This is a genomic window from uncultured Modestobacter sp., from assembly GCF_947486615.1.
GTDB lineage: Bacteria > Actinomycetota > Actinomycetes > Mycobacteriales > Geodermatophilaceae > Modestobacter.
Genome location: NZ_CANKUD010000001.1, coordinates 530,043 through 550,557 on the forward strand (window position 1 = coordinate 530,043; position 20,515 = coordinate 550,557).

General features: G+C 73.3%; 23 protein-coding genes. 7 read left to right on the top strand and 16 right to left on the bottom strand.

The features are described from left to right. Nucleotides 1-44: 44 nt before the first annotated feature. A complete protein-coding gene (locus Q1A09_RS02550; protein ID WP_299951731.1) occupies nt 45-617 on the top strand; it encodes a MarR family winged helix-turn-helix transcriptional regulator in 573 nt (190 codons plus the stop codon). A gap of 17 nt (nt 618-634) precedes the next feature. On the opposite strand, the gene Q1A09_RS02555 is transcribed toward Q1A09_RS02550, so the two are convergent. The 4 genes from Q1A09_RS02555 to Q1A09_RS02570 all read right to left on the bottom strand — a co-directional run bounded on the left by Q1A09_RS02555 (nt 635) and on the right by Q1A09_RS02570 (nt 2,810). Continuing rightward, complete coding sequence (locus Q1A09_RS02555; RefSeq protein ID WP_299951733.1) at nt 635-1,066, bottom strand: ankyrin repeat domain-containing protein; 432 nt, start codon at nt 1,064-1,066, stop codon at nt 635-637. Nucleotides 1,067-1,128: 62 nt separating this feature from the next. Then, nucleotides 1,129-1,881 (bottom strand): dienelactone hydrolase family protein, encoded by a 753-nt coding sequence (locus Q1A09_RS02560; RefSeq protein ID WP_299951735.1) that lies wholly within the window; start codon nt 1,879-1,881, stop codon nt 1,129-1,131. A gap of 48 nt (nt 1,882-1,929) precedes the next feature. Then, nucleotides 1,930-2,511: a hypothetical protein gene (locus tag Q1A09_RS02565; RefSeq protein WP_299951737.1), complete on the bottom strand. Its 582-nt coding sequence runs from the start codon at nt 2,509-2,511 to the stop codon at nt 1,930-1,932. An 83-nt stretch (nt 2,512-2,594) separates the two neighbouring features. Continuing rightward, nucleotides 2,595-2,810, bottom strand: a complete 216-nt coding sequence (locus Q1A09_RS02570; protein WP_299951739.1) for a hypothetical protein — start codon at nt 2,808-2,810, stop codon at nt 2,595-2,597. Nucleotides 2,811-2,885: 75 nt separating this feature from the next. Between Q1A09_RS02570 and Q1A09_RS02575 the strand changes: the two genes are divergently transcribed. Continuing rightward, the gene (locus Q1A09_RS02575; protein ID WP_299951741.1) at nt 2,886-4,430 is read left to right on the top strand and encodes a UDP-N-acetylglucosamine 1-carboxyvinyltransferase; all 1,545 of its coding nucleotides are present in this window, start codon (nt 2,886-2,888) and stop codon (nt 4,428-4,430) included. On the opposite strand, the gene Q1A09_RS02580 is transcribed toward Q1A09_RS02575, so the two are convergent. From Q1A09_RS02580 to Q1A09_RS02590, 3 genes are all read right to left on the bottom strand, one after another. Continuing rightward, complete coding sequence (locus tag Q1A09_RS02580; RefSeq protein ID WP_299951743.1) at nt 4,420-5,070, bottom strand: hypothetical protein; 651 nt, start codon at nt 5,068-5,070, stop codon at nt 4,420-4,422. The two genes, Q1A09_RS02575 and Q1A09_RS02580, sit on opposite strands and share 11 nt — an antisense overlap. Nucleotides 5,071-5,137: 67 nt before the next feature. After that, nucleotides 5,138-5,698 carry a hypothetical protein gene (locus Q1A09_RS02585; protein ID WP_299951746.1) on the bottom strand — a complete coding sequence of 187 codons (561 nt, stop codon included), beginning with the start codon at nt 5,696-5,698 and terminating at the stop codon, nt 5,138-5,140. Then, entirely contained in the window at nt 5,695-6,162 is a 468-nt protein-coding gene (locus Q1A09_RS02590; RefSeq protein WP_299951748.1) for a PPOX class F420-dependent oxidoreductase, read from the bottom strand. The genes Q1A09_RS02585 and Q1A09_RS02590 overlap by 4 nt, the downstream gene beginning before the upstream one ends. A gap of 117 nt (nt 6,163-6,279) precedes the next feature. Between Q1A09_RS02590 and Q1A09_RS02595 the strand changes: the two genes are divergently transcribed. Continuing rightward, nucleotides 6,280-7,557, top strand: coding sequence for an AI-2E family transporter (locus Q1A09_RS02595; RefSeq protein ID WP_299951749.1), 1,278 nt, complete (start codon nt 6,280-6,282; stop codon nt 7,555-7,557). Nucleotides 7,558-7,681: 124 nt separating this feature from the next. Further along, nucleotides 7,682-8,635: a proteasome assembly chaperone family protein gene (locus Q1A09_RS02600; protein ID WP_299951751.1), complete on the top strand. Its 954-nt coding sequence runs from the start codon at nt 7,682-7,684 to the stop codon at nt 8,633-8,635. A gap of 131 nt (nt 8,636-8,766) precedes the next feature. Here the strand turns inward: Q1A09_RS02600 and Q1A09_RS02605 are convergent, their stop codons facing one another. The 8 genes from Q1A09_RS02605 to Q1A09_RS02640 form a co-directional block, all read right to left on the bottom strand. Further along, nucleotides 8,767-10,431: a catalase gene (locus Q1A09_RS02605; protein WP_299951753.1), complete on the bottom strand. Its 1,665-nt coding sequence runs from the start codon at nt 10,429-10,431 to the stop codon at nt 8,767-8,769. Then, nucleotides 10,428-10,913 (bottom strand): Fur family transcriptional regulator, encoded by a 486-nt coding sequence (locus Q1A09_RS02610; protein ID WP_299951755.1) that lies wholly within the window; start codon nt 10,911-10,913, stop codon nt 10,428-10,430. The genes Q1A09_RS02605 and Q1A09_RS02610 overlap by 4 nt, the downstream gene beginning before the upstream one ends. Nucleotides 10,914-11,016: 103 nt before the next feature. Then, nucleotides 11,017-11,892 (bottom strand): formyltetrahydrofolate deformylase, encoded by an 876-nt coding sequence (purU, locus tag Q1A09_RS02615; protein WP_299951757.1) that lies wholly within the window; start codon nt 11,890-11,892, stop codon nt 11,017-11,019. Nucleotides 11,893-11,934: 42 nt separating this feature from the next. After that, nucleotides 11,935-12,570, bottom strand: a complete 636-nt coding sequence (locus tag Q1A09_RS02620) for a DUF6518 family protein (protein WP_299951759.1) — start codon at nt 12,568-12,570, stop codon at nt 11,935-11,937. 157 nt (nt 12,571-12,727) lie between these two features. After that, a complete protein-coding gene (ligD, locus tag Q1A09_RS02625) occupies nt 12,728-13,645 on the bottom strand; it encodes a non-homologous end-joining DNA ligase (protein ID WP_299951761.1) in 918 nt (305 codons plus the stop codon). A gap of 61 nt (nt 13,646-13,706) precedes the next feature. Beyond that, nucleotides 13,707-15,191: a non-homologous end-joining DNA ligase gene (gene ligD / locus Q1A09_RS02630; protein WP_299951763.1), complete on the bottom strand. Its 1,485-nt coding sequence runs from the start codon at nt 15,189-15,191 to the stop codon at nt 13,707-13,709. A 6-nt stretch (nt 15,192-15,197) separates the two neighbouring features. Further along, entirely contained in the window at nt 15,198-16,259 is a 1,062-nt protein-coding gene (locus Q1A09_RS02635; RefSeq protein ID WP_299951765.1) for a Ku protein, read from the bottom strand. 196 nt (nt 16,260-16,455) lie between these two features. Next, a complete protein-coding gene (locus Q1A09_RS02640; protein WP_299951767.1) occupies nt 16,456-17,043 on the bottom strand; it encodes a DUF1360 domain-containing protein in 588 nt (195 codons plus the stop codon). 179 nt (nt 17,044-17,222) lie between these two features. On the opposite strand from Q1A09_RS02640, the gene Q1A09_RS02645 reads away from it, so the two are divergent. Next, nucleotides 17,223-17,744, top strand: coding sequence for a hypothetical protein (locus Q1A09_RS02645; RefSeq protein WP_299951769.1), 522 nt, complete (start codon nt 17,223-17,225; stop codon nt 17,742-17,744). A 272-nt stretch (nt 17,745-18,016) separates the two neighbouring features. Next, on the top strand, nt 18,017-18,376 hold the full coding sequence (locus tag Q1A09_RS02650; protein WP_299951771.1) for an STAS domain-containing protein: 360 nt from the start codon (nt 18,017-18,019) through the stop codon (nt 18,374-18,376). A 213-nt stretch (nt 18,377-18,589) separates the two neighbouring features. Here Q1A09_RS02650 and Q1A09_RS02655 read toward each other — a convergent pair whose 3' ends face one another. Continuing rightward, the gene (locus tag Q1A09_RS02655; RefSeq protein ID WP_299951773.1) at nt 18,590-19,597 is read right to left on the bottom strand and encodes a DNA topoisomerase IB; all 1,008 of its coding nucleotides are present in this window, start codon (nt 19,595-19,597) and stop codon (nt 18,590-18,592) included. Between the two features lie 299 nt (nt 19,598-19,896). Between Q1A09_RS02655 and Q1A09_RS02660 the strand changes: the two genes are divergently transcribed. Continuing rightward, a complete protein-coding gene (locus Q1A09_RS02660) occupies nt 19,897-20,394 on the top strand; it encodes an ATP-binding protein (RefSeq protein ID WP_299951775.1) in 498 nt (165 codons plus the stop codon). The last annotated feature ends 121 nt before the right edge of the window (nt 20,395-20,515 follow it).

Below are 20,515 nucleotides of genomic sequence, written 5' to 3' on the forward strand. Positions count from 1 at the left end.
GCAAACTACCGGCTGGGGTCGAGAGTTCCCCGGAGGGAGGCAGCATGTCGACGGACGCCGACGACGAGGTGGGCCGGCACGGGACGTCCGGGCGAACGCCCGACGACGGTCCGATGGACGACGCTCAGGTGGGCGAGGCACCCGGGTGCATCGTCCCGGAGGAGTGGGCGGCGCACTGGCGTGACCTGCCCGCCGACGTCCTGGCCGTGCTGCGGCTGGGTGCGGAGGTGGGCGACCACGACATGCGGCGGCGGCTGGCGCCGCTGCTGGACACCCCGCTCACCCTGCAGCAGCTGCGCTGCCTGACCTTCCTGGTCGTCGAGGGCTCCGCGACGCCACTGCTGCTCAGCGAGCTGCTCGGGGTGAGCCCGGCGACCACCACCGGGCTGGTCGACCGGCTGGTGCGGGCCGGCATGGTCGACCGGGCACCGGACGCCCGGGACGGCCGCGGCAAGGTGCTCTCCCCCACTCCGGACGGCGTCCGGGTGGTGCGGCGGCTGATGGCGGCCGACGTGGAGACCGACGCCACGGTGGTGCAGTCGCTGTACCCGGAGGAGCTCGACGCGCTCCGCCGCGGGCTGACCGGCCTGCTCCGGGTGCTCCGCAGCCAGGGCTGAGCTGCGCAGCTCCCGGGTCAGCCCAGCAGCGCGGCCATCTCCGGCAGGTCGAAGAACTGGGCGGTGGCCCGCGCGCTGGGCTGCCCGGCGTCCGGGTCGGCCCCGGCGGCGACCAGCGCCTGCACGGTCTCGGCCGACTGCTTGAAGACGGCGGCGGCCAGCGGGGTCTGCCCCCGGTCGTTGATCCGGCCGTGGTCGGCGCCGCGCGCCAGCAGGGCGCCGACCGTCTCAGGGTGGCCGTGGTAGGCGGCCAGGATCAGCAGGGTGTCGCCCTTGTGGTTGGTCAGGTTGGCCGGCACCCCGGCGTCCAGGTACTCCACCAGCTCGGCGGTCGCCCCGGCGCGGGCCAGGTCGAACACCCGCGCGGCCAGGTCGAGGACGCCCTGCTCGATGGGCTCTGCCGAGCTCTGCTCGATGGGCTCGACTGGTCCCTGCTGCTGCTCGCTCACGACATCGAGGGTAGGTCGGCCGGTCGCGCGCGCCGCCCGGCAGTGCCCCGGAGGGGTGGGGCTCAGCCGGCGGCGACCCGATCGGTGAGGGCGAGCACGTGCCGCCAGGCGTCGTCGCAGGCCTGCGCCCACTCGCCGTACGCCCGGTCGAAGAAGGAGTGCGGGGCACCCTCGTAGACCACGTCGTCGACGTCCGCGCCGGCGGCCCGCATCGTGGCGGCCAGCTCCAGCTGCTCCTCCACCGGGGTCGCGCTGTCCGCGCCCGCGATGATCATCACGACCGGCTTGTGGGCCCCGGCGGCAGCGTCCCCGACCAGGCTGGGCCGGCCGTAGAAGCCGGCGCTGCCGGCGAGGTCCAGCGGCCCGGCCGACTGCCGCCAGGCGTGGCTGCCGCCGAAGCAGAAGCCCACGGTGACCACCGGCAGGTCCGGCCGGGTGCGGCTGCGCAGGTAGTCGATCGCGGCGGTGGTGTCGGCGTCCACACCGGCCGGGGTGGTCTGCGGGATGTGCGACTGCCAGTCGAAGTCCTCCTCGCGGGTGCCGGTCTCGGCGATCCCCGCCGTCCGGCCGAACCAGTCGATCGCCACCGCGGGCAGGCCGGCCTCGGCGAACCGCTCGGCCAGGGCCACGTAGTAGGGGTGCAGCCCACGGATGTCCGGCAGCAGTACCACGCCGGCCCGCGGCTCGGTGGCCGGCGCGGCGTAGGCGGCGGACAGCCGGTTGCCGTCTGGTGCGGTGAGCGTCAGCGTGCCCCGCTCGGCGACGTCCCCGGAACGCGGCGGGGCGGGCGGGCGGCTGTCGTGGTCGTGGCACATGTCCACGTGTCTACCGCCGCACCGCCCGAGCCGCAGCCCCGGGCGTGCTCAGCCGGCGTCGCCGCCCCCGCCGTCCCCCTTGCCGTTGTCGGCGGCGAAGTCCGGCGCACCGGGGTCACCGCCGAAGACGCCGGCCGCGACGTCCCGGCGCACCTCGGTCAGCCAGTCGTGCTGCCGGTTGGCCTGCCGGATCAGCCCGTCGAGCAGGTCGGCGTCGATCCGGCCGTCCACGGTCGCGGCGATCCGCAGGGTCTCGAAGCCGCTGCGCTTGCCGCGCACGGCCGAGGCCAGGAACTCGAACTCGACCAGGTCGCTCAGCGGTGACCGGCTGAGCAGGTGGCCGTTGAACTTGAGCCGGCTGGCCTTCTCGGCCAGCCAGACCCCGGCCTGCTTGTACTGCCGGACGGCGATGCCCAGCGCGCGCATCTGCCCGTCGAGCGCGGACTTCTCCTCGCGGAGCTCCTCGAGCAGCTGCCGCAGTCCCGCCTCGTGCGGGCCACCGCGGTGCACCCCGATCATCCGGCTGACCAGCTCGATGCCGCCGGTGGAGGAGGCCAGGTGGTCGTTGAGGTAGACGGCCAGCAGCTCGGGATGGGCGACGGCACCGGTGGGTGCCGAGGTGTCGGACACGGGTTCTCCTCGCAGACGGGGCCGGGAACGGCCCGACCATCATGTCGGTTGTCCTCCGCACCGGCACCCGGGCGGCCCGACGATCAGCTGCGGTTGCGACGGTTCCAGCTGGTCCAGGAGTTGTCCCGCACCCGGGGATCGGCGACCCGGGCATCGCGGTTGCCCTCCCGCACCTCCCGCCAGATGTCCGAGTGGTGCACCACCCGGGAGCCCCGCCGACGGACGGCGCGGTCCATCACCCAGCCGGCGACGAGCAGGCCGGCCAGCAGGAGCCCGATCGCCGCCCAGAAGATCCCCATGCCGCATGGTGGCGGGGCGTCGACCGTCCGCGCCAGTTCCGTCCGCATCTCATCTGTGAGATAACCTGCCCGGCGATGACGCTCACCGAGGAAGCCACCGGCCAGTCCCTCCGCCAGATCGGCGGCCTGGTTCGCGACGCGCGCCGACACCACGGCCTCACCCAGACCCAGCTCGCCGAACGGCTGGGCACCAGCCAGAGTGCGATCGCCCGCATCGAGCAGGGCAACCAGAACCTGACCCTGGAGCTGCTCGGCCGGCTGTCCGCCGCGCTGGAGAGCGAGCTGATCACCGTCGGCCGCACCGGCCCCACCCACCTGCGGGTCAGCGGCGGCACCCCGCTGTCGGGCAGCGTGACCGTGAAGTCGTCGAAGAACGCCGCCGTCGCCCTGCTGTGCGCCTCGCTGCTCAACCGCGGCCGTACGACGCTGCGCAACGTCTCCCGGATCGTGGAGGTCGACCGGATCCTCGACGTCCTGACCTCGATCGGGGTCTCGGCGACCTGGGACGAGGCCGGCCGGGACCTCACCCTGCTGGTCCCCGACGAGCTGGACCTCACCGCGATCAACGCCGACGCCGCCCGGCGCACCCGCAGCATCATCATGTTCCTGGGCCCGCTGCTGCACCGGGCGGACACCTTCGAGCTGCCCTACGCCGGCGGCTGCAACCTCGGCACCCGCACCGTGCAGCCGCACATGATCGCGCTGCGCCCCTTCGGCCTGGAGATCGAGGCGCACGCCGGCGCCTACCAGGCGACCGTCACCCGGGCCGTCGGCCGCGACCGCACGATCGTGCTGACCGAGCGCGGCGACACCGTCACCGAGAACGCCCTGCTGGCCGCCGCCCGGCACGACGGCACGACCACGATCCGCAACGCCAGCCCGAACTACATGGTCCAGGACCTGTGCCTGTACCTGGAGCTGCTCGGCGTCCGCATCGAGGGCTTCGGGACGACGACCCTGGTGGTCACCGGGCGGCCGGTGCTCGACGCCGACGTCGACTACACGATCAGCGAGGACCCGGTCGAGGCGATGAGCCTGCTGACCGCCGGCATCGTGACCAGCTCGGAGCTGACCGTGCGCCGCGCGCCGATCGAGTTCCTGGAGATCGAGCTGGCGACCCTCACCGAGATGGGCCTGCGCTACGAGCTCTCCGCGGAGTACCCCGCCGACAACGGCCGCACCCGGCTGGTGGACATCACGATCCACCCCTCCCAGCTGCGGGCACCGATCGACAAGGTGCACCCGATGCCGTTCCCGGGGCTGAACATCGACAACCTGCCGTTCTTCGCGGTGATCGCGGCGACCGCGACCGGCGAGACGGTGATCCACGACTGGGTCTACGACAACCGGGCGATCCACCTGTCCGACCTGACCCGGCTGGGCGCCGACGTCCGGCTGCTGGACCCCCACCGCGTGCTGGTCTCCGGGCCGACCCGCTGGTCGGGCGCGGAGATCGTCTGCCCGCCCGCCCTGCGCCCGGCCGTGGTCATCCTGCTGGCCATGCTCGCGGCCAAGGGCTCCTCGGTGCTGCGCAACGTCGACATCATCGCCCGCGGCTACGAGCAGCTCTACGAGCGCCTGGTGGAGATGGGCGCCCAGATCGAGGTCTTCACCGACTGATCCCAGGTCTGCGCGGCGGCTGGGCGTGCGGGGTGCCAGTTGGCGATGGACAGCTCTCGCCAACAACGCGCGCCAGCAGTCGCGAGGCGGTCGGCAGCAGATCGCTCTCGACCTCCCACAGTCCGGCCGCCAGTCGCTGACCGACCGCCTGCCGCGATATGCCCAGTTCAGCCGCCGCCTGAGCCTGAGTTTTTCCAGCTTCGACGAGGTCAACTGCCTCCCACGCCTGGACACTGCGCCGAGAGACGAGCACGGCAAGGGCCGCGAGCACGGCCTGAGCGTCCGCGGCCGCCTCGGGGGCCGCCCCCCGGACGGCCACCCGTACGGAGCGCTTCTTCGCGGCGACCACCGCCGCACGGGCTGCCAGGAACGCGGGTCCGGAAGCCGCCCGGGTGCTCGCGGGGAGGGGCTCGTGGACCGGCCCGGCGCCCACCCCGATGCTCCAGCTCCCGTCACGGACCAACTGACGCACGACATCAACGACGACGACCGACTCGGTGACCACCCCCTGGAACTCGTCTCCGGCGGTGCGTTCGAAGCCAAGCAGCACCGGGACATCGACCAAAGCAGCGAGTGCCCGAGGAACTTGGTCTTCCCCAACCCTGCTGGCCCGCTGATCCACGGTCAGGACGAACGGCACGGACGCACCTTACGGCCGCACTAGAAGCGGGTTCGCAAGCGCATCGCCTTGCTCGCTGCGGCCGGCCTCACGTTCTCGCCGCCCAAAACACTCCGGCGCACGCTGCTGCCCACAGCACGCTCGCGAGCGTGCCGACCATGAACCGCTGCCCTACCTCTGAGGACTTCTTGAGGTCTTCCTGGCGCCCCCAGCTCTTGAGCAGCAGGAGTGCTGCTACTCCTTCAGGCCAGCCCAGAGCCAGGCATGCGAACGTGACCAGGCGTTCCAACAGCCCCAGCCACTCACCACCCGGCAGGGTCGACGGGTGAGCCATTCCAGCCGAGCTCGTGGCCCATGCCGGGTCTGCGAGGCGGAGTACCGCTGTGGCCACCGGAGCACCACCCAGTGCCGCGACCACCCCGAGGCAGATGACGACCGCGAGCATCCAGTCCGACCCGAGCCCGCTCCTCAGGGCACCGGTGACGGCCAGGGCAGCGAGCGATCCACCGAGGGCGCCGAGGACGAGCACTTCCACCGCCAGCGCAGCCGTCCGGGTCGACCGACGGCTGGTGAAGCCAGCGCGCGCTCGGGGGAACAGCGTGAGTGACAGGACAACGCTGACTGCCAGGAGGACGACGACGAGCGTCACTGACCGTGCGCCAGCTCCGGCGGGAACCCGCCGGTGGCGACCGGCCCCCAGCGCTCGATGGTGACGCGCACCAGCGACTTGCCCTGCCGCTGCATCGCGGCGCGGTACTCGTCCCAGTCGGGGTGCTCCCCGCTGATCGACCGGAAGTAGTCGACCAGCGGGTCCAGCGCGGCCGGCAGGTCGAGCACCTCGGCCTGGCCGTCGACCTGCACCCAGGGCCCGTCGAAGTCGTCGGAGAGCACGCACAGCGACACCCGGGGGTCCCGGCGGGCGTTGACCGCCTTCGCCCGCTGCGGGTACGTGGAGACGACGATGCGGCCCTGCTCGTCCACCCCGCAGGTCACCGGCGACAGCTGCGGGCTGCCGTCCCCCCGCCGCGTCTGCAGCAGGGCCTTGTGCCGGGGGCGGAGGAACTCGATCAGCTGGTCGCGGTCGACCCGGTCAGCGGTGGCGGTCTTCGGCATGCCCGAAACCTACGACGCCCCGGCGACAGGCGTCGGAGGTGAAACCGTGACACACCCGACGGCTCGCTCCCCAGCTGCCGGTCGGTGCGGGACCGCCGGGTGTGTTGGGATCACCCCATGCCCGACGAACGCCCGGCCGAGACCGCCGACGACACTGCCGACGAGAGCTCCGGCGCGAGCACAGCCGTGACCGGCGGCCCCGACCCGAGCACCGGCGTCACCCACGCACCGGTGCCCGGCCCGGAGCGCGCCCAGCGGCTGCAGACCGCGAGCCGGCGGGTGGCGATCGCCTCCGCCGAGCTGATCCTGATCGTCATCGCCGTGATCATCATCGGGCGCGTTCTGGGCATCCTGTGGATGGTGCTGCTCCCGGTGGTCCTCGGGCTGCTGTTCACCACCGTGCTGTGGCCGGTCACCCGCTTCCTGCGGCACCACTCCTGGCCGCCGGCGCTGGCCGCGCTCGTCGTCCTGCTGCTCTTCCTGGGCGCGTTCGGCGGCATCATCGCGGCCATCGCGCCGCAGGTGGTCGGCCAGGTCGAGGAGGTCGCCGACGGCGTCACGCAGGGGCTGGAGCAGGTCCAGGAGTACCTGGCGGGCCCGCCGTTCAACATCGACGACGACCAGATCGGCAGCGCCGTCGACTCGGTCATCGACTCGGTGCAGAACAACGCGCAGAACATCGCCGGCTACGCGGTGACCACGGCGACCACGATCGGCAACCTGCTGATCAACCTCGTCCTGGCCCTGGTGCTCACCTTCTTCTTCCTCAAGGACGGCCCGAAGTGGGTGCCGTGGCTCGCGGCGCAGACCGGCCCGCAGGCCGCACCGCACGTCGCTGCGCTGTCCCAGAAGACCTGGCGGACACTGTCGGAGTTCATCCGTCAGCAGGCCATCGTCGGGTTCGTGGATGCCTTCTTCATCGGCGTCGGGCTGTTGATCCTGGGCGTGCCGCTGGTGCTGCCCCTGGCGGTGCTCACCTTCTTCGGCGCGTTCATCCCGATCATCGGCGCCTTCGTGGCCGGTGGCTTCGCCGTCCTGATCGCCCTGGTGGACAGCGGCCTGACCACGGCCCTGATCGTGCTCGGCATCATCATCGTGGTGCAGCAGATCGAGGGGAACGTGCTGCAGCCGATCCTGCAGGGGCGCGGGCTCAACCTGCACGCCGCCGTCGTCATCCTCGCGGTGACCGCCGGCGCCAGCCTGGCCGGCATCATCGGCGCCTTCCTCGCCGTGCCGGTGGCCGCGCTGATCGCGGTCGCCTACCGCTACGGCCGCGACGTGCTCGACGGCAACCACCCCGAGGTGGACGAGGACGGGACCCGCCGCCAGCTGGCCCCGGACGGCGCGGGCACCCAGCTGGTGCGCGAGGCGGCCGGGGAGCAGCGCGCCGATTGAGCCCCCCTGCCGGGGGACGATCGCGCCGACCGGCCTCCCCCGGCCGGGGGACGATGGGAATGCACCGGCCCCCGGCGGAGCTGGTGGTCGTGTGCAGCCCGACCCGTCACCAGGAGGACGCCCCGTGCCGCAGCGACCGGAGGACCTGGTCGAGCTGCTCCCCGCAGCCGACCAGCTGCTCGCCCGCGAGGCAGCGGTCGAGTCACCGGAGGACCGCCGCGGCCTGGTGCTCGTGCACGACCTGGCCGGGGAGTTCGATGCCGCGCACGCCGGCGCCCTCACCGGTGCACACCTCTTGGACGCCCTGCCCGGACGGCCGATCGCCCGCTTCGACGTCGACGCCCTGGTCGACTACCGGGGCCACCGGCCGCGGATGGTCTTCTCCGGCGACCGGTACGAGTCGATCAGCTCTCCCGAGATCGCCCTGCACCTGCTGGAGGACGACGCCGGCACGCCGTTCCTGCTGCTGCACGGCGCCGAGCCCGACCACGCCTGGGAGCGGTTCGTGGCCGCGGTCATCCAGCTGGTCGAGCGGCTCGGTGTCACCTCGGTGGTCGCGCTGCACGCCATCGGCATGCCGGTGCCGCACACCCGGCCGGTGACGGTCACCGCACACGCCACGCGCCGTCAGCTGATCGAGTCCTACCCGGTCTACTGGGGCGAGATGCGCATCCCCGGCAGCGTCGGCGCCCTGCTGGAGCTGCGGCTGGGCGAGGCCGGCGTCGACGCCCTCGGCGTGGCCGCCCACGTGCCGCACTACCTGGCGCAGGCCACCTACCCGGCCGCCTCGCTGACCCTGCTGGAGCACCTGGAGCGGCTGACCGGGCTGCACGTGCCCACCGAGACGCTGCGGGAGGCCGCCGAGGCGCACCGCACCGAGGTCGACGAGCAGATCGCCCGCAGCACCGAGAACACCGCAGTCGTGGCCCGGCTGGAGGAGCAGTTCGACTCCTTCACCGCTGCGCGCGACGACACCGGCCTGCTGGGCTTCGGCGGCCAGATGCCCAGCGGCGAGGAGCTCGGCGCGCAGATCGAGCAGTTCCTGGCCGAGCAGGACGGCGACCGCCCCACCGACTGACGGCTCTCGCGGGTGCGCCCCACCGGGGTCCGCACAGAGCTGCCCCCCGGACAGCACTGCGGGCCGCGACCGGTGATCCGGTCGCGGCCCGCAGTTCTGACCCGCTGCGCGGCAGCAGGTCCTTACTCAGCTCACTTGGCGAGGACCACGTGCTCGTTGGGCACGCAGTGCGTCATGACCAGACCGGTCACGTCGCGCGGGCCGTTCTTCCCGAGGTTGGCCGCACGCTGCAGCTCGGCCTCGGTCAGCGTCTGGGTCTGCAGCGGCGGCAGGTGCCGGACGTCGTCCGCGCTCATGCCCAGGCCCTCGCCGACGCGCTGGCCCAGCTCGTCCTCGGCCATGAACAGGTGCCAGAGCATCCGCTCCTGGATCGGGCGGTCGCACTGGGACAGACCGTCGACCAGGTTGGCCACCAGGTCGTCCTTCTCCCACTGCTCCGACAGCAGGTAGCGCTGGCCGGCCTGCGTGTAGTCGTCGGTGCGGGCGATCCGCTTGCGGGTGAGCCGGCCGGTGATCTCCGGACCCTGCTCGTCGTGCGTGGGGTACTCGGCCTCACGCAGGCCGCCGGTGATCGACGGCTCGTAGTTGACGTGCGGGTTGGTGCCCTCGGCGCGGTCCACGCCGTAGGCCATCGCACCGTCGCGCTGGTTGGTGGCGACCCGGGTCTTCGGCGCGTTCACCGGCAGCTGCAGGTAGTTCGGGCCGACCCGGTAGCGCTGGGTGTCGGAGTAGGAGAACGTCCGGCCGACCAGCATCTTGTCGTCGGAGAAGTCCAGCCCGTCGACCAGCACACCGGTGCCGAAGGCGATCTGCTCGCTCTCGGTGAAGAAGTCCTGCGGCGTGCGGTTCAGCGTCATGGTGCCGACCTTGCGCAGCGGGAAGTCGTTCTCCGGCCAGGTCTTGGTGTCGTCCAGCGGGTCGAAGTCCAGCTCCGGGTGCTCGTGGTCGTCCATCAGCTGGACGTGCAGGTCCCAGGAGGGGAACTCGCCGCGCTCGATGGCCTCGTAGAGGTCCTTGGTGTGGACGCCCAGCTCCTTGCCCTGGGCCACCTCGGCGTCGGCCGCCGTCCAGGACTTCACGCCCTGCTTCGGGAGCCAGTGGTACTTGACCAGCTTGGTCTCACCGGCGGCGTTGACCCACTTGTAGGTGTTCACGCCGAAGCCCTGCATGAAGCGGTAGCTGGTCGGCAGGCCGCGCGGGCCGAGGACCAGGGTGATCATGTGCATCGCCTCGGGCGACTGCGACCAGAAGTCGAACACCCGGTTGGGCACCTGGCGGTCGAAGTTGACCGGGTCGGGCTTCTGCGAGTGGATGAAGTCGGGGAACTTGATGGCGTCCCGGATGAAGAAGACGCCCAGGTTGTTGCCGACGAGGTCCCAGTTGCCGTCCTCGGTGTAGAACTTCACCGCGAAGCCGCGCGGGTCACGCGCCGCCTCGGAGGAGTCGCGCCCACCGGCGACGGTGGAGAAGCGCAGGGCGACCGGGGTCTCCTTGCCCTTCTCCTGGAACAGCTTGGCCCGGGTGTACTCCGCGATCGGCTCGTCGCCGACGGTGCCGTCGGCGACGAAGACGCCGAAGGCGGTGGCGCCGCGGGCGTGCACCACGCGCTCCGGGATGCGCTCCCGGTCGAAGTGGCTGATCTTCTCGAGGAACTGGTAGTTCTCCAGCGTGGCCGGGCCACGCGAGCCCACCGTGCGCTGGTTCTGGTTGTCGTAGACCGGGTGGCCCTGACGGTTGGTCAGGACGGGCCGGTCGGCCTCACTGGCTGCGGGGCCCTGCGATGCGACGTCGGTCATGCTGTCACTCCCTCTTCGATGGCACTGTTCTCGGTGCTGCTGGTCGTTCCGTACCCGTGCGTCCTGCGCGCGACCTGGCAGTCGGCGCAGAGTCCCCAGAAGACGACCTCGGCCTCGTCCACGGCGAAGCCCGCCGTCTCCGAGGGCGACAGGCAGGGCGCCTGCCCCACGACGCAGTCGACGTCGGCGACCGCTCCGCACCCCCGGCAGACCAGGTGGTGGTGGTTGTCGCCGACCCGCAGCTCGTACAGCGCCGGCCCACCGGCCGGTTCGATGCGGCGGGCGAGACCGCCACCGACCAGCGCCTTGAGCACCCCGTAGACCGCCTGCGGCGAGATCGAGGGGTGGACGGCGCGGGCAGCGGTGGCGATGGTGTCGGCGTCGACGTGCGGGTGCTCGGCGAGCACCCCGAGCACCGACAGCCGGGGCCGCGTGACACGCAGCCCCGCCGTGCGCAGCTCGGTCTCCCAGGTCGTCTCCATCGCCGACCACTCAACCCCGTTGTTTTGATCCAGTCAATAGAAGGACCCCGTGCCCCCCACCACTCGCACGCTCGCGGCGGGACCCTGCACGGGGCCGGACGAGCTACCCGAAGACGATGGTGCGGTCGCCCTCGACGACCACCCGGTCCTCCACGTGCCAGGTCACCGCCTGGGCCAGCACCTGGCGCTCGACGTAGCGGCCGATCCGGCGCATGTCCTCCACGGTGGCGCGGTGGTCGACCCGGGCCACCTCCTGCTCGATGATCGGGCCGGCGTCCAGCTCCGCGGTCACGTAGTGCGCGGTCGCCCCGATCAGCTTCACCCCCCGGTCGTGCGCGGCCTGGTAGGGGTTCGCGCCCACGAACGCCGGCAGGAAGCTGTGGTGGATGTTGATCAGCCGCTCGGGGAACCGGCTGCAGAAGTCCGGCGAGACGATCTGCATGTAGCGGGCCAGCACCACCAGGTCCACGTCGCCGATCAGCTCCAGCGCCCGGGCCTCGGCGGCGTCCTTGGTGTCCGGGGTGACCGGGACGTGGTGGAACGGCACGCCGTGCACGGCGGCGACCTGCGCCAGGTCGGGGTGGTTGGAGACGACGGCGGCGATCTCCGCCCGCAGGTCGCCCGAGCCCACCCGGTAGAGCAGCTCCTGCAGCACGTGGTCGGTGCGCGAGACGAACACCGCCAGCCGCGGGGTGCGCGCGGCCTCGGTCAGCCGCCAGGTGAGCTGCCACTCCCCCGCCAGCGCGGCCAGCGCCGCCTCCAGCTCGGCGCGGCGCCCGGCCAGGTCGTCGAGGACGAACTCCAGCCGCAGCGTGAAGGTGCCCCCCGACGGGTCGGAGGAGTGCTGCTGGGACTCGGTGATGTTGGCCCCCACCCGGGCCATCAGCCCGGAGAGCACCGCGACGATCCCCGGCCGGTCGGGGCAGCGGACGACCAGCCGCCCCAGGTCGGCGGTGCGGGGGTCACGAGGCGCTGACATGGGCAGATCGTCCCAGAGCGGCCCGGCCCCGCCCGCGGGGTGTCAGTTCGCGGCCAGCGCCGCGTTGACCAGCTCGATCGCCAGCCAGCCGAGCGGGACGACGGCGACCAGCAGCCCCGCCACCAGCGCCCGCTGACGCCACGACCGGGCCAGCAGCAGCGCGAGGAGCGCGCCGGCCACGACCATGACCACCCCGGAGCTGCCCTGCCACGGGAAGCGGACCGCCCGGTAGCCGCCCTCCATGACCAGCACCCCACCGACCACCGCCACCGCGACCGCCGCCTGCCGGCCGCTGCCCTGCCGCCACCAGCGCCCGGCCGTCCCGAAGACGACGCCGGCCACCACCCCGGCCACCAGCCACTCGACCACCGTGACCCGGTTGACCGGCAGCAGCTGCACCGCCTGCGCGGCGTAGTAGCCGCCCACCAGCAGCAGCTCGGTGGCGACCGCGGCGGCGATCGCGGTCCGCACTCCCCCGCTGATCGCCCCGACGAGGAAGGCGACCAGGCACCAGGTGGCCACCGAGTTGGCCCAGGCCCCCCACGGGTCGGGCAGCACGCCCTGCGCCCACTCGGTCAGCACGCCGCCGCCGATGCCGAGCACCAGGACGGCCAGCGGCAGCCACCAGCGGACGGGCGCAGCGGGCGCCGGGACGGGACGGGCAGCGGTGTCGATCACGCCGTCGATCGTGGCGGGGCGAGGTGCCCGGGCACATCGGCCCGCGGTCTGATCCCGCCGTCCGCCCCCAGGACGACCTGCTCAGCCGTGTCGGCCGACCCCACCACGTACGGCCATGTTGGCCAACATGGCCGGCACGGGCAGGCCTCGGGCAGGGTCAGGCGTCGGGCAGGACGGCGCGGGAGCGGTCGGCGACGTCGAACAGGTCGCCGAGCTCGGCCACCCGGGCCAGGACGTCGTCGGTGCGGAACCGGACCGACTCCGGGTCGCCGCCGTCGCGCAGTTCGTCGACCTCCGCCCACTGCAACGGCGTGGAGACGGTGGCCAGTGGCCGGGCGCGCAGCGAGTAGGGCGCGACCGTCGTCTTCGCGGTGCTGTTCTGGCTCCAGTCGACCAGCACCTTGCCCGGTCGCAGCGCCTTCTCCATCCGCCAGACGACGTCCTCGGGTGTCTCCCGGGTCAGCTGCTGGGCGAGGGACTTGGCGTAGCGGCTCGGGTGGTCCTTGTCCGCGCACTCGATCGGCGCGTAGACCTGCAGCCCCTTGGAGCCCGACGTCTTGACCACCGGGTCCAGACCGTCGGCCACCAGCCGCTCCCGCAGCCGGTGCGCCACGTGCGCGCACTCGACGACCCCGGTGCCCGGGCCCGGGTCCAGGTCGAGCACCAGCAGGTCGGGCAGCTGCGCGACACCGGCGTCGTCCACCTGCCACTGCGGCACGTGCACCTCCAGCGCGGCCAGGTTCGCCGACCAGGCCAGGTCCGGGACGGCGGACAGCAGCACCATGTCCAGCGTCTCCCGGCCCCGCGAGGAGCCGGGCGAGGGCACGGTCACCGAACGGACCCACTCCGGGGCGTGCCGGGCGCTGTTCTTCTCGAAGAAGGCCGTGCCGTCCACGCCGGAGGGCCAGCGGGTGAAGGTGACCGGGCGCTGGGCGACGTGCGGCAGCAGCACCGGGGCGATCCGCACGTAGTAGTCGATGACCTGGGCCTTGGTGAACGCGACCTCGGGGAACAGCACCTTGTCCAGGTTGCTGACCTCCAGCTGGCGGCCCTCGATCTGCACCCGCTGCCTCACGCGATCTCCTCGCCGGCGCTCATCGGGGACCGCCGGCAGGCCGCCTCGCCCGCACGCCGGCTCACGAGGGCTCCGCCACGACGTCCGCCGGCCGGACGTCATCGCGCAGGCCGCGCCAGGACGGGTGCCGCAGCCGGCCCTCGCGGGTCCACTCGCCGTAGCGCACCTCGCCGACCAGCTCGGGCTCGACCCAGTGCGCGTCCCGGGTGACCTCGCGGGGCAGCGCGCCGGCGAACGGCGAGGTGGACCGTGGGGTGAGCAGCGGCTCCAGGTCGGCCAGCGCCCGCGCGGTGAAGCCGGTGCCGACGTGCCCGGCGAAGACGAACGCCCCGTGCTCGTCGTGCACCCCGAGCAGCAGCGAGCCGATCCCGCCGGCCCGCCGGCCCTCCCCCGGCCGCCAGCCGCCGACGACGACCGCCTGGGTGCGCAGGTTCTTCACCTTGCGCCAGTCCGGCCCGCGTCCCCCGGGGCGGTAGGGCGCGTCCAGTCGCTTGACCACGATGCCCTCCAGCCCGTTCTCCCGGCTGGCCGCCTGCACCTGTGCCCCGACGCCCGGGGCGTCGCCGGGGAACCAGGGAGTGGTGACCCAGCGGTCGGAGGCGGGGGCGACGGCGTCCAGCCGCGCCCGTCGCTCGCGGTAGGGCAGGCCGAGCAGGCTCTCCCCGTCCAGCGCGAGCAGGTCGAACAGCAGGTAGCTGACCGGTGCGGCAGAGGCCCGGCGGGCCACCTCGGGGCCGGTGCGGTGCATCCGCCCCTGCAGCAGCCCGAAGTCCGGCCGGCCGCGGGCGTCCAGCGCCACCACCTCCCCGTCGAGCACCGCATCGTGGCCGGCGAGCGCCGCGGGCAGGGCGTGCAGCTCCGGGTAGGTCGCGGTCACGTCGTTGCCGCTGCGCGCCCGCAGCCGCACCCGGCCACCGCGCACGTGCGCCAGCACCCGGACGCCGTCCCACTTGAACTCGTAGCCCCAGCGCAGGTCGTCGTCCCGGGGCAGCTCGCCGATCGCCGCGAGCATGGGGGCGAGGTCCTCCGGCACCCCGTCGGCGACCGGGGCGTCGGTGAGCGGGTCGGCGTCGAGCTTGCGCAGCGCCCAGCTGCCGTCGGGCAGCCGGAAGAGCACGAAGCGGCCGGACAGCCGCTGCCCGTCGAAGGCGACGGTGACGTGGTCGTCGGTCCAGGTCTCGGTGGCGTACCGGCCGGCGTCCCAGATCGTCGACACCCCGCCGCCGTACTCGCCGGCCGGGATCGTGCCGGAGAACGCGGCGTACTCCAGCGGGTGGTCCTCGGTGGGCACGGCGAGCCGGTTGACGCCGGGCTCGGTCGGCGGGCCCTTGGGCACCGCCCAGCTCTTCAGGACCCCGCCGCGTTCCAGGCGCAGGTCCCAGTGCACCCGCTCGCCGGTGCGGCCGCGGGGGGTGTGGTGCTCGTGCACGACGAAGGTGTCGTCGTCCCCGGCCGGCAGCGGCTGCCCGGCCGGTGGCACCGGCTCGACGGTGCGGGTGGAGTCCCGCTTGGCCCGGTAGGAGGCCAGCGGGTCGGTGGCGGGCACGCCGGGTCAGGCGGTCTTGCGGGGGCGGGACGCGCGCTTGGCCGGCTTCGCCGGCGCGTCGTCCTCCGCGGCCGCGGCGGCCTTCTTCGCCGGCGCCGCCTTCCGGGCCGGGGCCTTCTTCGCCGGGGCCTTGTCCGCCGGGGCCTTGTCCGCAGCGGCCTTGTCCGCCGGGGCCATGTCCGCAGCGGCCTTCTTCGCCGGCGCCTTGCGGGCCGTCCCCTTCTTCGCCGGGGCCCCGTCGTCCGCGGTGGTGTCGTCCGCGGCCCCGTCGTCGGACCCGGCGGCGGGAGCGCTGCCGCCGGCCCGCTCGACGCTGCGCCGCAGCGCGCTCATCAGGTCGACCACCGCGCCACCGCCGTCGTCCTCGGCCTCGGGCGCGGGCTGCACGTCGCCGCCGGACTGCTTGGCCTCCAGCAGCGCGGTCATCGCCTCGCGGTAGTCGTCGGTGAACTGCGCCGGGTCGAAGTCACCGGCCATCGTGGAGATCAGCGACTCGGCCATCGCCAGCTCCTGCGGCCGCACCGGCACCTCCTCGTCGAGGAAGCCGAAGGAGGGACGCCGGATCTCGTCCGGCCAGCGCATGGTGTGCAGCACCAGCACGCCGTCGCGCACCCGCAGTGCGGCCAGCGACTCCCGCTGCCGGATGGCGATCTTGGTGATCGCCACCTGGCCGGCGTTCTCCAGCGCGGTGCGCAGCAGCACGTACGGGCGGGTGGCCACCCCGTCGGGCTCCAGGTAGTAGGTCTTCTCGAAGTGGATCGGGTCGATCTGCTCCTGGTCGACGAACTGGAGGACCTCGATCTCCCGGGTGGTCACCAGGGGCAGCTCGTCGAAGTCCGCGTCGGTCAGCACGACCAGCTGGCCGTCGGGCAGCTCGTAGCCCTTGGCGATGTCGCCGTACTCGAGCTCCTCGCCGTCCACCGAGCAGACCCGGCGGTACTTCACCCGCCCGCCGTCGGCCTTGTGCACCTGGTGGAACCGGATGTCGTGGTCCTCGGTGGCCGAGTAGAGCTTCACCGCGATGCTGACCAGCCCGAAGGAGACCGCGCCACGCCAGATGGACCGCACGACGTACCTCCTGGGCCGCAGGGCACGCGACGACCGCGTCCCGCACAAGATCGCAGGATAGGCGCTGCGACCCCTCCCCGGCAGCTCGAGACCGCCACTCCGCGTAGTCGTCCACCCCGACGGGTGACCGACCCCGCCCGCGCCGCCCGGCCACCGGACCGGTACCCAGCGACGCAGCGTCACCGCAGCGTCGCGGTCAGACCTCCTGGCCGGTGACACTGCCCGGCCCCTCGTCCTCCGGCCTCAGCGCGCCGTTCTGGATGGCGTCGTAGACGAACTGCAGGACGTCGGAGCCGGCCACCATCGTCATGGTCAGCGCCGCCAGCCGGGTGGCCCGCGGGGCGGTGACGTAGCCGAAGACGAAGCCGGTGCCGACCCACTGCGCCATGCAGAACGGACAGGTGAGCAGCTCCCCGACGGCGTGCTTCACCCCGCCGTGCTCGCGCACCTCCTCGGCGACCTCCGCCTCCCCCGACGTGCCCTGGTAGCTCACGAAGGGGGCCCGCACCGGGGCGGTGACCGGGTCCTTGGCGATCCGCCGGGCCAGCCGGAACGTGCCGACGGTCAGCAGGACGGCGTCCCCGATGGGGATGCGGCTGGGCAGCTCCCGCCCGGACGCCCGGACGGCGGCCGCCGCGGCGCCCACCAGACCGGCGTACACGCCCATCGCGCCCAGGTCCGCCCCCAGCGGACGGGCCTCTCCCCGGGTGTACTCCTGCTTCTGGGTGCGGGCCCACCGGCGGACCGGCGCACCGATCCGCTGCACGTCGTCTGCGATCGCCATCTGCCGCCCGTACCCCGGCCGACCGCCGCCATGCGGGCGCGGCGGCGACCGGGGTCACGCATGCCCGACAGGTGCGCGGGTAGGGCGTGCTCACGACGCCGGTCACCCGACCGGCTCCCCCCGTCCACCCGGACGGACGCGCGTGCCCGCACGGAGGCACGCAGAACGGAGGCACCACGATGACCGACCCGGACCGCGCCGCCCGCGACTCCGCACTCAACGACGCCGAGTTCCCCGACGACGAGCGTGGCCTCACCGGCACCACCGACGGCCCGCGCGGCGACGTCGGCCCGGAGGGCCAGACCGCCCGTGACGTCTTCCCCGAGGACAACGGCGTGCCCGAGGTGTCCCAGGACGACAGCCCCACGATGGCCCGCGCCGAGGACCCGGAGTTCGCCCCCGAGCCCGGCGGGCGCGACGACCACCAGACCGTCGACTTCGGCACCACCGCCTACGAGCAGTCCGAGGGCGAGTCGCTGTCGGGCCGGCTGGACCGCGAGGTCCCCGAGGACGCCCCCGACGTCCGCCCCGCCGAGGACCCGGACCGCGCCTCCGCCCAGCTGGACCAGGACGAGGACACCGACCGGCTCAGCGACTCCGGCACCAACCGCACCGGGGACGACGTGGAGGCCTTCGCCGACGCCCCGGTGGGCGGCGAAGGCCCCGAGGAGAGCGCGGTGCACGCGGTCGAGGGCACCTGAGCAGCACCGGCGCCGGGCGGGCCGTGCCGCCCGGCGCTGGATTGGTGCGGCGATCATGGCGGCACTAGGTTGGACACCACGGTTGAGCAGCCAGCCGTCGCTTGCCCGGATGTCCCGGGGAGGCGTGTCCGGAACCTCGGTGTCCCGGGTCGCATGGGCCCGGACGACGTACAGCGGTACGTTGTCCGGGCGAATGCATGCCCGACGGGCACCGCCGCTGAGAGGAGCTGCAGTCCGTGACCTCATCCGACTCACCCGCCGGAGGCTCTGACGTGTCGGCCCCGGCCGACGCCAACGAGGCGCCCTTCGACGACGTGATCACGCTGTCGACGTCCACCGACGACGACGGCACGGTCACCGTGACGGTCGTCGGCGAGGTCGACACCTTCACCGCCCCCGTCCTGCGGGCGTCCCTGGACACCCAGCTCGAGCAGCAGCCGACCGCGCTGGTCATCGACCTGTGCGGCGTCCAGTTCCTCGGTTCGGCCGGCCTGGCCGTGCTGGTGGAGACCCAGAAGTCGGCGCGCTCCCGCGACGTCGGGCTGCGGCTGGTGGCCAACACCCGCGCCGTGACCCGTCCGCTGGAGGTCACCGGCCTGATCGACCTCTTCACGATCGCCGAGAAGGCCTGAGGAAGGGCCTCGAAGGCCTGAGGAAGGGCCTCGCTGCCCCCCACCGCTCGCGAGCCCGCGGCGGGCCACTGCAGCGAGACCGTTCCAGCATGTGACGACGGCGCCCCACCTCCTCGGAGGTGGGGCGCCGTCGTCGTTGGTGACGTGCCGTCAGCGGCCCCGTCGCAGGGGCCCGCGCCGAGCCTGCGAGGCGTGAGGGGCGACGGGGTCCTCTCAGGCGCTGAGCAGCTGGCAGACCGCCTGCTCGATGGTCCGCTGCGCCGTCCGGTCGTCGGGCGCCTTCGCGGCCTCGGCCAGCGCCTCGACGACGGTCTCGCCGTGCTCGTACCGGTCGACCACCCGCGGGTCGACGTAGCTGTTCTTGCACACCGTGGGGGTGTTGCCCAGCTGCTCGGAGACCTTGACGTAGGCCTGCCGGACCAGCTTCTGCCGCGCCGTCTTGCTCGTCGGCGGCGAGGCCTCGGCCAGGGTGGCGGCCATCATCACCGTCGCCGTCCAGGTGCGGAAGTCCTTGGCGGTGATCTCCGCGCCGCTGACCTCCTTGAGGTAGGCGTTGATCTCGTCGCTGGTGACGTCGTGCCAGCTGCCGTCGGCGAGGCGATAGCCCAGCAGTTCGCCCCCCTCCTCGACCGGGCGCTCCAGCAGCTGCCGGACGACGGTGGCGGTGGGCCGGTCGAGCAGCTCGACCTCGCGATCGATGCCGCCCTTGGCGGTGTAGTGGAAGAACACCCGCTCGCCACGGACCGAGACGTGCTCCCGGCGCAGCGTGGCCAGGCCGTACGTGCCGTTGTCCTCGGCGTACTGCTCGCTGCCGACCCGGAAGGCGCCGAGGTCCAGCAGCCGGACGGCGCAGGCCAGCACCCGCTCCCGGTTCAGGCCGCGGGTGCGCAGCGCGGCGACCACCTCGTCGCGGACGTCGGGCAGCTGGTGGGAGATCTCCAGCACCCGCTCGTGCTTGGCCGCGTCCCGCTTGACCCGCCACTCGTCGTGGTAGCGGTACTGCCGCCGGCCGGCCGCATCGGTGCCGACCGCCTGGATGTGGCCGTTGGGCCACGGGCAGATCCACACGTCCTTCCAGGCCGGCGGGATCGCCAGGGACCGCAGCCGGTCGAGCCGGTCGTCCTTGATCAGCACCCCGTCGCTGTCGTGGTAGGCGAAGCCGCGCCCGGCGCGGCGCCGGGTCCAGCCCGGGGAGTGCACGTCACTGCGCCGGAGTCTCACGGCCTTGAGATGGGCACCACCAGGTGGCCTCAAACCCGAGTACGACCCGGGTCACCAGGCACGGTGACCGCGCCGCCGACGATTCACCGTTCCGTGTTTGCCCCAGCTGGGCACGGGGCATGGCACACCGGTCGGTCGGTCGTCGGGGAACCGGGCTCGGCCCGGGGCACCACCGCACACCGACCGCCTCGTCGCTCGCGCTGCCGCACGCAGCCGCACGCAGCCGCGGACGGGTGCGCGATGATGGACCACCGCGCTCCCGTCCGGGAGCGTGCGGACGACGAAGGAGCGAACGACGCATGGGCGACACTTCGGCCGCCGCCACCGGCGAACGGCGCACCGAGCGGCTGGAGCTGCGGGTGCCCACCTCGCCGACCCAGCTGCCCGCGGTGCGCGCGATGGCCGCTGACCTGGCGCTGCGGATGGACTTCGACCTCGACGCGGTGGAGGACCTCCGCCTCGCGGTGGACGAGGCCTGCGCCACGCTGTCCTCCGTGGTGCTCGGCGACGCGCCCCTGACCGTGGTCTTCGAGGCCAGCCGCGACGGCCTGCGGATCGACGCCTGGGTGCCCACGGCCGCCGGCGTCGACGTGCCCCGCGACGGCTTCGGCTGGGCGGTGCTGCACACCCTGGTCGACACCGTCGAGGCCGGCCCCAGCACCCAGGCGACCGTGCTCGCCGGCGACGGCTCCGCCGCCCCGGTGGCCTGCATCTCGCTGGTCAAGCAGCTGCGCCGGTACAGCGCGCTCGACGCCCTGACCGAGCGGCCCGACAGCGACGTGTCGGTCGCACGGTGACCCGGTCGGCTGCCACGGACCAGCCGCCCGCCCACGACACCGTCCTGGGCGCCGGTGAGCCCACCGGCGCCGTCGCCGGAGACACCGCCCCGGCGGGCGACGCTGCCACGGAGGTGACCCC